This window comes from Peribacillus simplex (genome assembly GCF_001542915.1).
In the GTDB taxonomy this organism is placed as follows: domain Bacteria; phylum Bacillota; class Bacilli; order Bacillales; family DSM-1321; genus Peribacillus; species Peribacillus simplex_B.
In genome coordinates, this window is the sequence record NZ_LNNH01000055.1 from 259,923 (window position 1) to 273,816 (window position 13,894).

Annotated in this window: 10 protein-coding genes; all 10 read right to left on the reverse strand. The window is 45.8% G+C overall.

The window, feature by feature from the left end; all coding sequences use genetic code 11:
- Positions 1 to 93: 93 nt before the first annotated feature.
- The 10 genes from AS888_RS22935 to bcd all read right to left on the reverse strand — a co-directional run bounded on the left by AS888_RS22935 (position 94) and on the right by bcd (position 13,725).
- Positions 94 to 897 carry a transporter substrate-binding domain-containing protein gene (locus AS888_RS22935; RefSeq protein ID WP_185113156.1) on the reverse strand — a complete coding sequence of 268 codons (804 nt, stop codon included), beginning with the start codon at positions 895 to 897 and terminating at the stop codon, positions 94 to 96.
- Between the two features lie 679 nt (positions 898 to 1,576).
- Positions 1,577 to 2,014 (reverse strand): BrxA/BrxB family bacilliredoxin, encoded by a 438-nt coding sequence (locus AS888_RS22940; RefSeq protein WP_061144385.1) that lies wholly within the window; start codon positions 2,012 to 2,014, stop codon positions 1,577 to 1,579.
- A gap of 210 nt (positions 2,015 to 2,224) precedes the next feature.
- Positions 2,225 to 3,346, reverse strand: coding sequence for a methylmalonyl Co-A mutase-associated GTPase MeaB (meaB, locus tag AS888_RS22945; RefSeq protein ID WP_061144386.1), 1,122 nt, complete (start codon positions 3,344 to 3,346; stop codon positions 2,225 to 2,227).
- The gene (gene scpA / locus AS888_RS22950; RefSeq protein WP_061144387.1) at positions 3,346 to 5,538 is read right to left on the reverse strand and encodes a methylmalonyl-CoA mutase; all 2,193 of its coding nucleotides are present in this window, start codon (positions 5,536 to 5,538) and stop codon (positions 3,346 to 3,348) included. Before scpA ends, meaB begins: the two co-directional genes overlap by 1 nt.
- A gap of 1 nt (position 5,539) precedes the next feature.
- Positions 5,540 to 7,411: a methylmalonyl-CoA mutase family protein gene (locus tag AS888_RS22955; protein ID WP_061144388.1), complete on the reverse strand. Its 1,872-nt coding sequence runs from the start codon at positions 7,409 to 7,411 to the stop codon at positions 5,540 to 5,542.
- Between the two features lie 327 nt (positions 7,412 to 7,738).
- On the reverse strand, positions 7,739 to 9,034 hold the full coding sequence (locus AS888_RS22960) for a dihydrolipoamide acetyltransferase family protein (RefSeq protein WP_061144389.1): 1,296 nt from the start codon (positions 9,032 to 9,034) through the stop codon (positions 7,739 to 7,741).
- A 26-nt stretch (positions 9,035 to 9,060) separates the two neighbouring features.
- Entirely contained in the window at positions 9,061 to 10,044 is a 984-nt protein-coding gene (locus AS888_RS22965) for an alpha-ketoacid dehydrogenase subunit beta (protein ID WP_061144390.1), read from the reverse strand.
- 12 nt (positions 10,045 to 10,056) lie between these two features.
- A complete protein-coding gene (locus tag AS888_RS22970; RefSeq protein WP_061144391.1) occupies positions 10,057 to 11,052 on the reverse strand; it encodes a thiamine pyrophosphate-dependent dehydrogenase E1 component subunit alpha in 996 nt (331 codons plus the stop codon).
- A gap of 24 nt (positions 11,053 to 11,076) precedes the next feature.
- Positions 11,077 to 12,498 carry a dihydrolipoyl dehydrogenase gene (lpdA, locus tag AS888_RS22975; RefSeq protein WP_061144392.1) on the reverse strand — a complete coding sequence of 474 codons (1,422 nt, stop codon included), beginning with the start codon at positions 12,496 to 12,498 and terminating at the stop codon, positions 11,077 to 11,079.
- Positions 12,499 to 12,627: 129 nt separating this feature from the next.
- Positions 12,628 to 13,725, reverse strand: coding sequence for a branched-chain amino acid dehydrogenase (gene bcd / locus AS888_RS22980; protein WP_061144393.1), 1,098 nt, complete (start codon positions 13,723 to 13,725; stop codon positions 12,628 to 12,630).
- Positions 13,726 to 13,894 lie beyond the last annotated feature (169 nt).

A 13,894-nucleotide genomic window follows, 5' to 3' on the forward strand; every position in this document is an offset into this window, starting at 1 on the left:
ACCTTCCTTGCTTCATTTAAACGGCAACAAAGCGCGGAAAAACGCTCAGAAGGCATACTCTATACTTCTGAACGCTTTTCCTCTCTCTCTGTATTATTCAGTTTCGCTGCCACCGAACCATTTCAGGATTAATTTTTCCATCTCACCATTATCTTCCATTTTCTTCAATTCAGCATTGAACTGGTCAGTCAGCTTGCTTCCTTTTTGGAAGGCGATGGCTGAACCGGCATCTTGTTCATCAGACTTGATTAAGTAGCCAACCAAATCTTTATTGTCTTTTAGATAGCCTTTTGCCACAGTATCTTCCATGATGACGGCGTCAAAACGACCTGTCGACATTTCCTGAACAACCTCTGGAATCCGATTCCGTTTTTCGATTTTCATCCCAAGACTCTTGTCTTTATTCAAGTCTGTCGCCAATGTCTCCTGAATGGATGCAAGCTGTACGCCTACCGTTTTTCCTTTTAAATCTTCAGCCGTTTTGATTTTACTATCCTGTGTCGTAATGATCATGTTTTTAGCCGTATAGTAAATATCACTGAAATCGACGGATTGTTCACGTTTTTCTGTAGGAGTCATTCCAGAAATGACAAAATCGATGGATTTGTTTTCAAGCGCAGGAACAAGACTGTTAAAATCAATATCCTTCACTTGGACTTCATATCCTAATTTTTTTCCGATCGCTTTGGCGATATCAATGTCAAACCCTTTTATTTCATCACTTTTGGAAGTTTCAACATATTCAAATGGCGGATAATCCGCAGATGTACCCATTACCAGTACCTTTTTGTCCCCATTGCCAGCTGTGCTCTTATCTTCTTTCTCTGATGTCCCGCATGCCGCTAAAATGCCAACCAATAATACGGTAGCAAGCAACAACGCTAACTGTTTTTTCAACTTCATAATTATTCCTCCAAAATGATATTTTCAATTTTTTGTTATAAAATTTGGTTTTAGTTGAAATATCAATTAATTTAAATAACTAATATTCATACACTATTTTGTATTTTAACACACTCTAAAAATTATTCAATAACGTAAATAATAGATTCATTTTTCAGAATATTAATATAATTTCCGTTGCAGCGACCATTATATTTCCACTATCATTGCCTATCTGGCACCCTTGTTTATCTTTTTTCCTAAATGTTTCTTTTTTATGCAGATTCATGAATGGAAAAACCCGCCGATCGTGGCTGGGTCCAGACCTTCGACTTAGGTTAAAGCTCTTTTCGGATTTTTACAAAGAAATGATGGAAGCTTGATTGGAGCGTAGGTGAGTCTCCATGTGGGCTCAGCACCCGAGGGAAATCAACCACACCGCATGACTTGGTGAATAGCAACAACATACGCGAAACGGTCAAAGTTTTTGCAGCTATGTAAAATTTGTACGGGGACTTTCTTAAAGAAACCGGTGCCTGCCAGGGAAATAATACAAGGATCACCCTATGCACTTCCTCGCATAAAAGATGGGTTCTTTCGAAGAACAGCAAAAGGGGTCCGGAATCCCGAACCCCTTTCCCTAACAAAATGAACCCGCAACTCGGCGGGTCCTTTCGCTTCATAAGTATAGGACTTACACTTCTTCGCAATATTGATCGAAGTAGTCTTGTAATTTTTCAACCACTGACATCGGGTGATGCCCTTCTATTTCATGGCGCTCTATCATCGTGATGATCTTTCCATCCTTAAGCAATGCGAATGATGGGGAGGATGGCGGATAACCTTCGAAGTAATCGCGCGCCTTCTCCGTTGCCGCTTTATCTTGCCCTGCAAAAACGGTTACAAGCTGGTCCGGGCGTTTATCATTATGGATTGCATGTGCTGCAGCCGGTCTCGCTATTCCCCCGGCACAGCCACAAACGGAATTGACCATGACAAGCGTGGTTCCTTTTTGTGCGAATACTTCTTCCACTTCCTCGGGAGTCGTCAATTCTGTATATCCAGCAGTCTTAATCTCATCGCGAGCCTGTTTGACCACATCGTTCATCAAAAAATTAAAATCCATATTCATGGTTTATGCCCCTTCCAAGTTTTCTCTTCCATCCTATCATAACAATTGCCACATCCTGATTCAATAAATTTACCTGCTATTTCTCCTAAAGGTTCAGACAAACAAGTTTAAAAAGAAATGGAACTGGGAAACATATGGGTAACAGCGAGAAAGCTTCACTTCACACAAAAGGAGGAGGTATGCATAAACCATGCGTGCCCCCTCCTTTTTTCACTTAAGTGTGTCCATAAAAGCTTGAAATGCCTGCTTAACGGCAGCGGTGACCGTTTTATTACCCGACATCACCTCATTTTCGAGGATGGGGAGCAGCTCCTTGATGGCTTCATTTTTATAGAACATCCTTTTAAGCTGATGATCCATTAACGAATAAAGCCATTCCCTGGCTTGCATCCTTCTCCGTTCTTGGAAAACACCAGATTTCTTTGTCGTATCGGAAAAATCCGTCAATACATCCCAAAGCTCGGGTATTCCTTTTCCGGTTATGGCAGAACATGTATAGGCTTTCCCTGCCCACCCTTTCGTTGCTGGCTGGAGAAAGTGCAGTATTCTGTTATATTCGGACTTCGTTCTAGTCGCAAGCGGGACATTATCACCATCGGCTTTATTGACCACAATTCCATCCACAAGCTCCATGATCCCTTTTTTCATTCCCTGTAATTCATCGCCTGCGCCTGTCAGGACAAGGAGCATGAAGAAATCCACCATGCTTCGGACGATCGCTTCACTTTGACCCACACCGACCGTTTCAATAAGAATGACATCAAATCCTGCCGCTTCACAAAGCAGCATCGTTTCCCTTGTTTTGCGATGAACGCCGCCCAAAGTACCTTCTGAAGGCGAGGGCCTGATGAAGGCGCGGGGATTCCTTGCCAGCTCCTCCATCCTCGTCTTATCGCCAAGGATACTCCCCCCGTTAATGGACGAGCTCGGATCGACCGCAAGGACCGCAACCTTATGGCCCCTGTCACATAAATAGCTTCCAAACGTTTCGATGAATGTGCTTTTCCCCGCACCTGGCACTCCTGAAATCCCGATTCTTATCGACCGGCCTGTATGGGGGAGGACGGAATGCAGCAATTCCTGTGCAAAATCAAAATGATGGGCAGCGTTGCTTTCAATCAATGTAATTCCTTTAGCGAGCCTTGCCCGGTCCCCTGATAAAATTCCCTTTTTCAATTCTTGGACCGATACGGAGGCATCCTGCTTTTTAACGAATTTGCTTGTTGATCCTTTGTTGCGGTCGGCGGCCAATTCCACACCTGGTTTTAATGATGAAGCAAAACCCTCCTGATTGTTAGGATCAAACCATTCCGGCTTCTTGTGATCACTCATTATTGGCCCACTTCTTCATATCCCAGGCGTCTGTATATTTCGAAGAGCACCTTTTTCGCTGCCTGGGGAATGACCGTTCCAGGTCCGAAAATGGCAGAAGCACCATTTTCCATTAAGTACTCGTAATCCTGTGCAGGGATGACACCGCCAACGATCACGATGATGTCTTCACGTCCAAGCTTTTTCAGTTCAGCCATAAGCTGCGGCAACAGGGTCTTATGCCCGGCAGCCAGTGAGCTCATGCCCACTACGTGCACATCATTTTCGACGGCCTGCAGCGCCGTTTCTTCCGGTGTTTGGAATAATGGACCGATATCGACATCATAGCCCAAATCTGCAAACCCGGTTCCCACCACTTTTGCTCCGCGATCATGACCATCCTGACCCATTTTCGCCATGAGCAAACGCGGTCTTCTTCCTTCATTTTCAAGGAATTCCTCCGTCATGCGGACAACTTCCTCTATCTCCGCTTCTCTGGAGTATGCAGCGCTATAAACGCCGCTGATGGAACGGATCGTGGCCTTGTGGCGGCCGGCAATCTCTTCGATCGCATCCGAGATTTCACCTAACGAGGCCCTTACCCTAGCAGCCTGCACAGCCAATTCAAGCAGGTTCCCCACGCCGGTTCCGGCAGCCACGGATAACGCCTGAAGGGCTTCATCCACCTTTGCTTGATCGCGTTTCCCCTTCAATTCACGTAAACGCTTAAGCTGGCTTTCGCGCACGGCGGTATTATCGATCTCCAGTATTTCAATGGCATCTTCTTTTTTCAAACGATATTTATTGACGCCCACGATCGTTTCATCTTGAGAATCGATTTTAGCCTGCCGTTTTGCCGCTGCCTCCTCGATTCTCATTTTTGGCAGTCCGGTTTCAATCGCCTTAGCCATTCCTCCAAGCTCTTCGATTTCTTCGATATGGGACCAGGCACGCTCGATCAGTTCTTCCGTAAGTGCTTCCACATAGTATGAACCTGCCCACGGATCGATGACCTTAGTAATTCCCGTCTCCTCCTGCAAATATAGTTGTGTGTTACGCGCAATCCGTGCCGAAAAATCGGTAGGCAGGGCAATGGCCTCATCCAAAGCATTCGTATGCAGGGACTGTGTATGTCCAAGGGCAGCGGCATGTGCTTCGATCAACGTCCGCGCGACATTGTTAAACGGATCTTGCTCGGAGAGACTCCAGCCAGAGGTTTGGGAATGGGTCCTCAATGCCATCGCTTTTTTGTTTTTCGGTTCGAATTGTTTCATCAGTTTCGACCAGATGAAACGAGCCGCCCTCATTTTCGCCACTTCCATGAAGTAGTTCAGCCCTACAGCCCAGAAGAATGATAGCCGCGGAGCGAACTTATCGATTGCTATGCCTGCTTTCATGCCCGTACGCGCATACTCCAGGCCATCTGCCAGCGTATAGGCAAGCTCGATATCCGCCGGTGCGCCAGCTTCTTGCAGATGATAACCGGAGATGGAGATGGAATTGAATTTCGGCATATATTTGGATGTATACTCGAAAATGTCGGCGATGATTTTCATCGACATTTCGGGGGGATAAATATACGTATTCCGAACCATATATTCCTTTAGGATGTCATTCTGGATCGTACCTGATAGTTTATCCTGTGTGACGCCTTGCTCCTCAGCTGTCACGATGTAAAAAGCCAGAATGGGTAAAACGGCACCGTTCATGGTCATTGAAACAGACATCTGATCGAGCGGAATCCCGTCGAAAAGGATTTTCATATCAAGAATGGAATCAATGGCAACACCCGCCTTCCCCACATCACCGACAACACGGGGATGATCGGAGTCATATCCACGGTGTGTGGCTAAATCAAAAGCAACGGAAAGTCCCTTTTGCCCCATCGCCAGGTTACGCCTGTAAAACGCATTGGATTCCTCCGCAGTCGAAAAACCCGCATATTGGCGTACCGTCCAAGGACGGTTGACGTACATCGAAGGATAGGGTCCCCTTGTAAATGGAGCGATGCCCGGCATACTATCCATATGCTCCAAATCGTTATTATCCGCTTTTACATAAAGCGGTTTGACCTTTATTTGTTCATTCGTCTCAAACAATAAATCATCAATTTTCTCTCCAACGGCTTTTTCAGCTTCTTTTTTCCAAGCCTCAAGCGTCCCTTTTCCTTCAGTCCTGAGTGGGTTTATCGTTGAAAAATTCGGTTTTTTCATTTCATTTCACCCCTAGCTCATGCAATAATTCCTCTAAAATGGTTATGGCATTCGTTTTTATATGGATAAAATCTTTGACACCAGCTTCGCTTAGTGCGATTTCCGTTTCCTTTTGCTGCTTGCCGGCGCAATAAATCAGGATATGTGGGAATTGCTTTTTAATTATACTAATGACAGGTGCCGCAAAATCGCTGCAGTCGGCTTCGCTGGCACAAACACAATAGATGGCAAGATTGGTCGAAGCCACGTATTCGACTGCTTCCTCAATGGTTTGACATCCTTCACTTTCCAGCGTTTCGATGCCTCCTGCCGCAGCAAGTCCTTTTATGAAATCGGCACGCGGCTTATAGCATTTGATGTCTTTCAAATTAATCAATCCGATTTTCGGTGACGCACCGCCATTGACCTTATGCCTTTCACTGCTCAGTCTGATCCGTTCGAACTGGACAGATAACCGCTCCAAGGTAATCGGCATAATATCCATCGGTTTCCCTGTCTTCATATATGATTCACGGTCAGCATGTGCAGGTGCTTTGATCCGATCTGCTGGATTGGGATATACATTCGTCCCGATCATGCTTTCTTTTCTATAAGCTGCATTTTGGATTCTTTTTTGGAAGACATCCGTTAGTTCCTTCTGAAGGGTTCCTTGCTTGATTATCGCCAATATCCCGCCTGCTTCGTCGATTTCAAGAAATTTTCCCCAAGCTTTTTCAGCCAATTCATCCGTTAATTGCTCTACATACCAAGAACCGCCTGCAGGATCGACGACGGTCGTTATATTCGTTTCTTCTTTTAGTATCAAGTGTGTGTTACGGGCGATCCTTTCCGAAAAATCATCCGTTCCGACACTAGCATGATTGAATGGGTGGATTTGAAGATACTCAATGCCCCCAATGGCAGCCGCAAAGGCTTGGTTGGTGGTCCGAAGGATATTGACATGCTCATCATACAGCGTTTCCGTCAATTCGGACGTAACGGCATGTATCGCCATTTTAAAATGTTCCGGGGCTGTCTCGAAGGCTTCTGCAAGACAGGCCCAAAGCCGCCTCGCAGCCCTTAATTTAGCGATGTTCATGAAGTAATTGGAGTCCACTGCAAAAGAAAAGACGAATTTTTCGGCCAAGGAAGCGATAGACATGCCTTGTTTTTGCCCTTCCGATAAATATTGGACAGCAGCCGATAACCCGTACGCGATTTCTTGCAGGGCATTGGCTCCGCCGTTATGGTATATCGCCGTATTGATCAGGACGGTTTTTAAATCTTGACCTATCTTTTGATACTCTTCAATCGTTTTCAGCCATTTTGCAAAGTAACCATCCGTATCTACCGGCATCTGGCCGCCTATGAGCCATTGGCCGATCGGGTCTTCAGCAAGCACGCCTGTCAATTGGGCATTTTGGGATTCGGCCGCAGCTTTGAATTGTGGCAGGAATTCCTTTTGGCCCCCCTTTAAATCAATGAAAACCGGTATGTCCTTTAGCGGAATGTTCTTGGTCAAATTTACAAACCTTGCCCCCTCAGCAAGCATTCGAGCCGGGAATGCGACGGAATTTTGGCCGCGCTTGAATGCTGCCAGCATTTTTTCATTTGCCTCTTCCGCCGTGTTACCGCTTACAGGCTGGACGACTAGCCAAGGTTTTTCATGATAACCCATGGGAGATGTTCCGCGCGTGAAAGGAAAGAATCCTGGTAATTCCGGTTTTTTTGCTCTTGAATCCGCCGTATAGAGGGGATCAAGGGTGATGCCTTCATATGTATGCGTTTTTAATTGTTCAATCGTTTTTCCTTTTAAAGTGACTTCCACAGCTTCTTTCCATTCCGCAAAAGAAGGCTTCGGAAAGGTTATGTTTTTTACATCTTTAAGCTCCACTTGTAATCGCTTTCTTATCGTGAGTCAGCTCGAACGTCCTATCCTTTTTTTTGCGGAGAACGAACGCTCAGTCAGTTTAGATAAGAAAGCCACCCTCCCATCGATATGATCTGGATCATACTAACATTCTATCATAATTTTCTTGCAATTTAAGGTAATGGAACTTTTTTACCTACGAAAGGTGAAGTACAGTATCTAATACCTGTATTAGAACAGCTCTATATTCAAATAATAGCAAAAATAAAATTTTTGTCGATGTTTTTCTAAGGAAAACGGCGGACAAAAAAAGGAAGGACCTATTTAAACCGGCCTTCCTTTTTCATTCTTTTAGTATATTGAAGTGTTATCTTTGGAAATATTTTCGATGATTTCTTTGACCCTGGCAAGGAACCGGCCGCATACAAGACCGTCCAAAACACGGTGGTCAAGAGACAGGCAGAGATTCACCATATCCCGTACCGCAATCATGTCATTAATCACAACTGGACGTTTTACGATCGTTTCGACTTGGAGGATGGCCGCCTGTGGATAATTGATGATTCCCATGGACTGCACGGAACCGAATGACCCCGTGTTATTCACCGTGAAGGTGCCGCCCTGCATATCCTCCGCTTTTAACCTTCCGGCCTTCACTTTTGAGGCAAGCTCTTGAATTTCCCTTGCAATTCCTTTAATTGATTTTTCATCTGCATTTTTGATGACAGGCACAAATAAGGCATCCTCCGTCGCAACGGCAATCGATATATTGATCTCTTTCTTTTGGATGATTTTATCTCCTGCCCACATTGAATTAAGCTCGGGAAATTCCGTTAATGCTTGAGCGATTGCTTTTACGAAAAAGGCAAAGTACGTCAAATTATATCCTTCTTTTTGTTTAAAGCCGGATTTAAGATTATCACGCAGTTTTACCATATTGGTTGCGTCCACTTCCACCATCGTCCAAGCATGCGGTATTTCGTGCTTGCTTTTTAACATATTGGAGGCGATTGCTTTACGCACGCCGGTAACGGCAATTTCCTTATCGCCAGCAGCAGTCGGAACCTGTGGCACGGTACCTTCTATTGCTGGGCGCCGAGTCATTGCAGGGGCTTCTTCCACCGGGGCAGCCTCTGTTGATTGGGATGGTTCATCAGCGCCAGGAACGTTCCCGGACTCTACAAGCTTAAGTAAATCCTTGCGGGTGATTCGCCCTTCACTCCCCGTACCCTTCACTTTGGAAAGATCGATTCCATGCTCCTGGGAAAGCTTCAATACGGCAGGTGAATACCGAGCCTTCCTTGATTGGTCGGCTGTTTGCTGTACTTCTTTTGTAACGGGCGCTCCAGCTTTTTCTTCCGTTTGAGTAGCTGCTTGTCCTTGATTTTCGTTATCCGTGTTTGCCGATTCAACTTCAATCGAGCAAATGACTTCCCCGACGGCCAACGTTTGGTTCTCATCCGCCTTCAGTTCCTTGATGATGCCGGTAAAGGAAGAAGGAACCTCAGCATTTACTTTATCCGTCATCACTTCAGCCAACGGGTCGTATTTCGTGACATGATCGCCAGGCTTAACAAGCCATTTACTGATGGTTCCTTCTGTGACGCTTTCGCCTAGTTGAGGCATCTTCATTAATTCCATAGCCATAAATCGTTCCTCCTTCTTAACAGTCATTAATACTCTGCCAATTCCCTCATCGCTTTTTCCACTTTATCGGGATTGACCATAAAATGTTTTTCCATCGTAGGGGCATAAGGCATGGCAGGTACATCAGGTCCGGCCAATCTCCTTACAGGAGCATCCAAATCGAACAGGCAATTTTCGGCGATGATGGCTGCCACCTCACTCATGATGCTCCCTTCCTTATTATCCTCGGTAACCAGAAGCACTTTCCCCGTTTTCGAGGCTGCTTCGATGATGGCTTCCTTGTCTAAAGGATAGACCGTCCGCAAATCCAGAACGTGTGCGGAAATCCCATCTGCTGCCAATTTTTCTGCAGCCTGGAGGGCAAAATGCACGCATAGTCCATAAGAAATGACCGTTATGTCTTCTCCTTCCCTTTTCACATCCGCCTTACCGATGGGCAGTACATAATCTTCGGTTGGCACCTCTCCCTTGATCAAGCGGTAGGCGCGTTTATGTTCAAAGAAAAGCACGGGATCTTCATCGCGAATGGCTGCTTTGAGCAGGCCCTTGACATCATATGGCGTGGATGGCATCACAATTTTCAATCCAGGCTGATTGGCAAAAATGGCTTCCACCGATTGGGAGTGATACAGGGCTCCATGGATTCCTCCGCCATATGGAGCACGAATTACCATGGGGCAACTCCAGTCATTATTAGAGCGATATCTAATTTTCGCTGCCTCCGAAACAATTTGGTTAATGGCAGGCATGATGAAATCGGCAAATTGCATTTCCGCAATTGGCCGTAGCCCATACATGGCCGCCCCAATTCCCACCCCTGCAATGGCAGATTCGGCCAGCGGGGTATCAATGACCCTGTCTTCACCGAATTGCTCGTATAAACCATTGGTGGCTTTGAAGACGCCGCCTTTTTTACCAACATCTTCCCCTAGTACGAATACACGGGAATCCCTTTCCATCTCTTCCCTCATTGCCATCGTTACGGCATCTATATAAGAAATCACTGGCATTCTATTACCCCCTTACTTTTGTGCATACACATGGTTCATCGCACTTTCAGCCTTCGGATATGGAGCATTTTCAGCATAATCAGTCGCTTCATTGACTATCTTCATGACTTCATCATTCATTAGTTTTTCAGACTCATCGTCCAAGATGCCCACTTCCTTCAAATAGGCTCCGAACGTTTTGATGGAATCCTTTGTTTTTGCTTCGGCCACTTCGTCGGCAGTCCGGTAGCTCCGGTCATCATCATCACTGGAATGTGGGGTTAGCCGATAGGAAACGGTTTCCACCAGGGTAGGTCCCTCTCCCCTTCGCGCACGGTCTGCCGCTTCTTTCACTGCCGCATATACCTCCAATGGATCATTTCCATCCACTGTTATGCCGGGCATGCCATAGCCTATTGCCCTATCGGAAACATTTTCACACGAAAGCTGTTTCGAAATAGGAACCGATATCGCATACTTATTATTTTCACACATGAAAATCACCGGTAGCTTATGTACACCTGCGAAGTTTGCACCTTCATGAAAATCACCCTGATTTGATGAGCCTTCCCCGAACGTTACGAAGGTTACCAAATCCTGCCCTTCCATCTTCCCTGCAAGGGCAATCCCGACTGCATGCGGGACCTGTGTCGTAACAGGTGATGAACCAGTGACGATCCTATTTTTCTTTTGACCAAAATGGCCAGGCATTTGACGGCCGCCGGAATTGGGATCTTCCTCTTTCGCGAAGCCTGATAGCATCAAGTCTTTTGCAGTCATTCCAAAGGTCAGCACTACACCTACATCCCGATAATATGGCAATACATAATCCTTTTGCCGATCAAGCGCAAACGCTGCCCCGACCTGTGCAGCTTCTTGCCCCTGACAGGAAATCACGAAGGGGATTTTCCCGGATCGGTTCAACAGCCACATCCGCTCATCTATCCTCCGGGATAATAGCATGGTCCGGTACATATCCAGAACCGTTTCTTCATTTAAGCCTAATTGTTCATGACGTTTTTCTGACATCATAAAACCTCCTGACCTTATTCTTTATGAATGAATGGCAAGTCCATCGACAGCAAGCGCAGCCTCGCCGATTGCTTCGGAAAGACTTGGGTGCGGATGAATGGTCTTTGCTATCTCCCAAGGCGTCGCATCAAGCACACTGGCAAGACCAGCTTCGGAAATCATATCCGTGACATGCGGTCCTATCATATGAACCCCCAGGATATCATCCGTTTTCTTGTCTGCAATGATTTTGACGAAGCCATCCGCTTCCCCGAAAACAAGTGCCTTACCGACGGCCCGGAATGGGAATTTACCAATTTTAAGCTCGTACCCTTCCTTTTTCGCCTGCTCTTCTGTCAAGCCGACGCTGGCCGCTTCAGGACTTGAATATACACATTTAGATATAAGTGAATAATCCAATCGTTCCGGTTTTTGACCAGCCATATGTTCAACGGCTGTAATCCCTTCATGTGAAGCGACGTGAGCCAATTGCAAACCGCCGATACAGTCCCCGATCGCGTAGATATGCGTTTCCTTCGTTTGGAAGAACTCATTGGTTTCAATGAAGCCCTTTTCTTTCACGATATCCGTATTTTCAAGGCCGATTCCTTCAACATTTGCCGATCGGCCTACGGAAACTAGCATTTTTTCAGCCGTGAATTCCTGTGTCACTCCATTTACTTCTGCAGAAATGGCTACTGAACCATCCTTTTTCAGGGTTTCCGGCAGCACCTTGGCTCCCGTGACGATTTTGACGCCTTTCTTGCTGAGGAGACGCTTCATTTCACTTGAAATATCATTGTCCTCGGTCGGGATGATCCTATCCGCATATTCCAGTACCGTTACGTCCACACCAAAATCATTCAGCATCGATGCCCATTCAATCCCGATGACTCCGCCACCTACAATTATGATCGAACCTGGCAGGCTCTCAAGCTTAAGAGCTTCATCCGAAGTAAGCACCAACTCGCCATCGATTTGCAATCCTGGAAGTGTCCTTGGACGTGAACCGGTAGCGATGATGATATTCTGGGGAATCAGCATTTCATTTTCAGTGCCATTGTTCATTTCCACGGAAATCGTTCCTGGCATCGGCGAAAAGATCGATGGACCAAGGATACGCCCCAATCCTTCATACACCGTTATCTTCCCTTGTTTCATCAAGTGCTGGACACCCTTATAAAGTTGTTCGACGACTTTATTTTTCCTGTCCTGCACCTTTGAGAAATCCACCTGGACATCTCCGGTAACAATACCGAATTCCTCACTTTTCACGGCAGTCTGATACACCTCCGCACTTCTTAAAAGTGCTTTTGAAGGGATACATCCATTATGTAGACACGTACCGCCGAGTTTTCCTTTCTCCACGACAGCCGTTTTCAAACCTAATTGAGCAGCCCTTATTGCAGCCACATACCCGCCAGTTCCTCCTCCGAGGATAACGAGGTCAAATTCTTCAGCCAAAATGACTCCTCCTCACTATTAAACAATGGGTCCTGATTTCCCTGTCCCTATTTATTACGTTATCCATGTTAAAGATTCCTGTGTTCACTTGAAAATAATCACAGGAATCTTGATGTTGCATCATTGAAATCATTTACGTCCATTCAAGATATGCTTTTCATTTTGCAGAAATTGGCTTCTTGAATTCCTCATTCTTGCAATTCGTTCCTCTGCCATCCGGTCCGCCGCTTTATAAGTTGGAATTTGATCACGTTTTGCAATCTCGATCACTCGTTCAATGGTGTCATAAACCATTTCCACCTTCTTAAGGGCTCTTTCCCGATTATACCCTAAAAGCTCATCGGCGACATTTATGACTCCGCCTGCATTAATGACATAATCAGGAGCATAGATAATGCCCTTCTCATGGATTTGGTCACCATGAACAGCTTCCTTCAATTGATTATTGGCTGCTCCTGCAATGACCTTCGCCTTGATTTGGTTGATGGTTTGATCATTGATGACGGCACCTAATGCACAAGGTGCATAGATATCGCATTCGACTCCATAAATCTCATCCGTATTCACGGCAGTTGCGCCAAACGCTTCAACCGCACGGGCCACGCTATCTTTATTGATATCCGTAACGATGAGCTTAGCTCCCTCCTCATGAAGATGACGGCATAAGTTATAGGCTACATTCCCGACGCCTTGAACGGCAACGACCTTCCCTTCCAATGAATCCGTGCCGAAAGCTTCTTTTGCCGCGGCCTTCATTCCGCGATAAACGCCATAAGCCGTTACAGGGGACGGGTTGCCTGAAGAACCGAATGCAGGGGAAATCCCGGTTACAAAATCCGTTTCTTCATGTATAAGATCCATATCCTCCACCGTTGTCCCTACATCTTCAGCTGTTATATAACGTCCGTTCAACCCTTGGATATACCTTCCGAAGGCACGGAACATTTCTTCATTTTTATCTTTACGCGGATCGCCGATGATGACGGTTTTCCCTCCGCCTAAATTCAACCCGGCAGCCGCGTTCTTATAGGTCATTCCTTTTGAGAGCCTCAAGGCATCTTCGATTGCATCCTCCTCGGAAGCATACGTCCACATCCTCGTACCGCCAAGCGCTGGTCCCAACGTCGTATCATGAATGGCTATGATCGCTTTCAATCCTGATTGTTTATCCTGACAGAATAGCAATTGTTCGTAATCATACTTCTCAAGATATTTAAAAATTTCCATAAAGAAATCCTCCCTAGGTGTTTTAATGCGTGACAGTTTATGCAAGGATGAAAAGGTTCAGCCTTACCGGTTACTACGTTCATTTGGATTTAAATTTGCTGCTTACATGATATTTTCCCCACTGGAAAAAGTGCGCTCGTAACATGAAACTTTGCCGCCTATCGTACGC

What these genes read in the sequence shown, in the direction of transcription:
- bcd (WP_061144393.1), bottom strand. Translation starts at nt 13,725, where the DNA reads ATGGAAATTTTTAAATATCTTGAGAAGTATGATTACGAACAATTGCTA.
- scpA (WP_061144387.1), bottom strand. Translation starts at nt 5,538, where the DNA reads ATGAAAAAACCGAATTTTTCAACGATAAACCCACTCAGGACTGAAGGA.
- meaB (WP_061144386.1), bottom strand. Translation starts at nt 3,346, where the DNA reads ATGAGTGATCACAAGAAGCCGGAATGGTTTGATCCTAACAATCAGGAG.
- AS888_RS22960 (WP_061144389.1), bottom strand. Translation starts at nt 9,034, where the DNA reads ATGGCTATGGAATTAATGAAGATGCCTCAACTAGGCGAAAGCGTCACA.
- AS888_RS22940 (WP_061144385.1), bottom strand. Translation starts at nt 2,014, where the DNA reads ATGAATATGGATTTTAATTTTTTGATGAACGATGTGGTCAAACAGGCT.
- AS888_RS22965 (WP_061144390.1), bottom strand. Translation starts at nt 10,044, where the DNA reads ATGCCAGTGATTTCTTATATAGATGCCGTAACGATGGCAATGAGGGAA.
- AS888_RS22970 (WP_061144391.1), bottom strand. Translation starts at nt 11,052, where the DNA reads ATGTCAGAAAAACGTCATGAACAATTAGGCTTAAATGAAGAAACGGTT.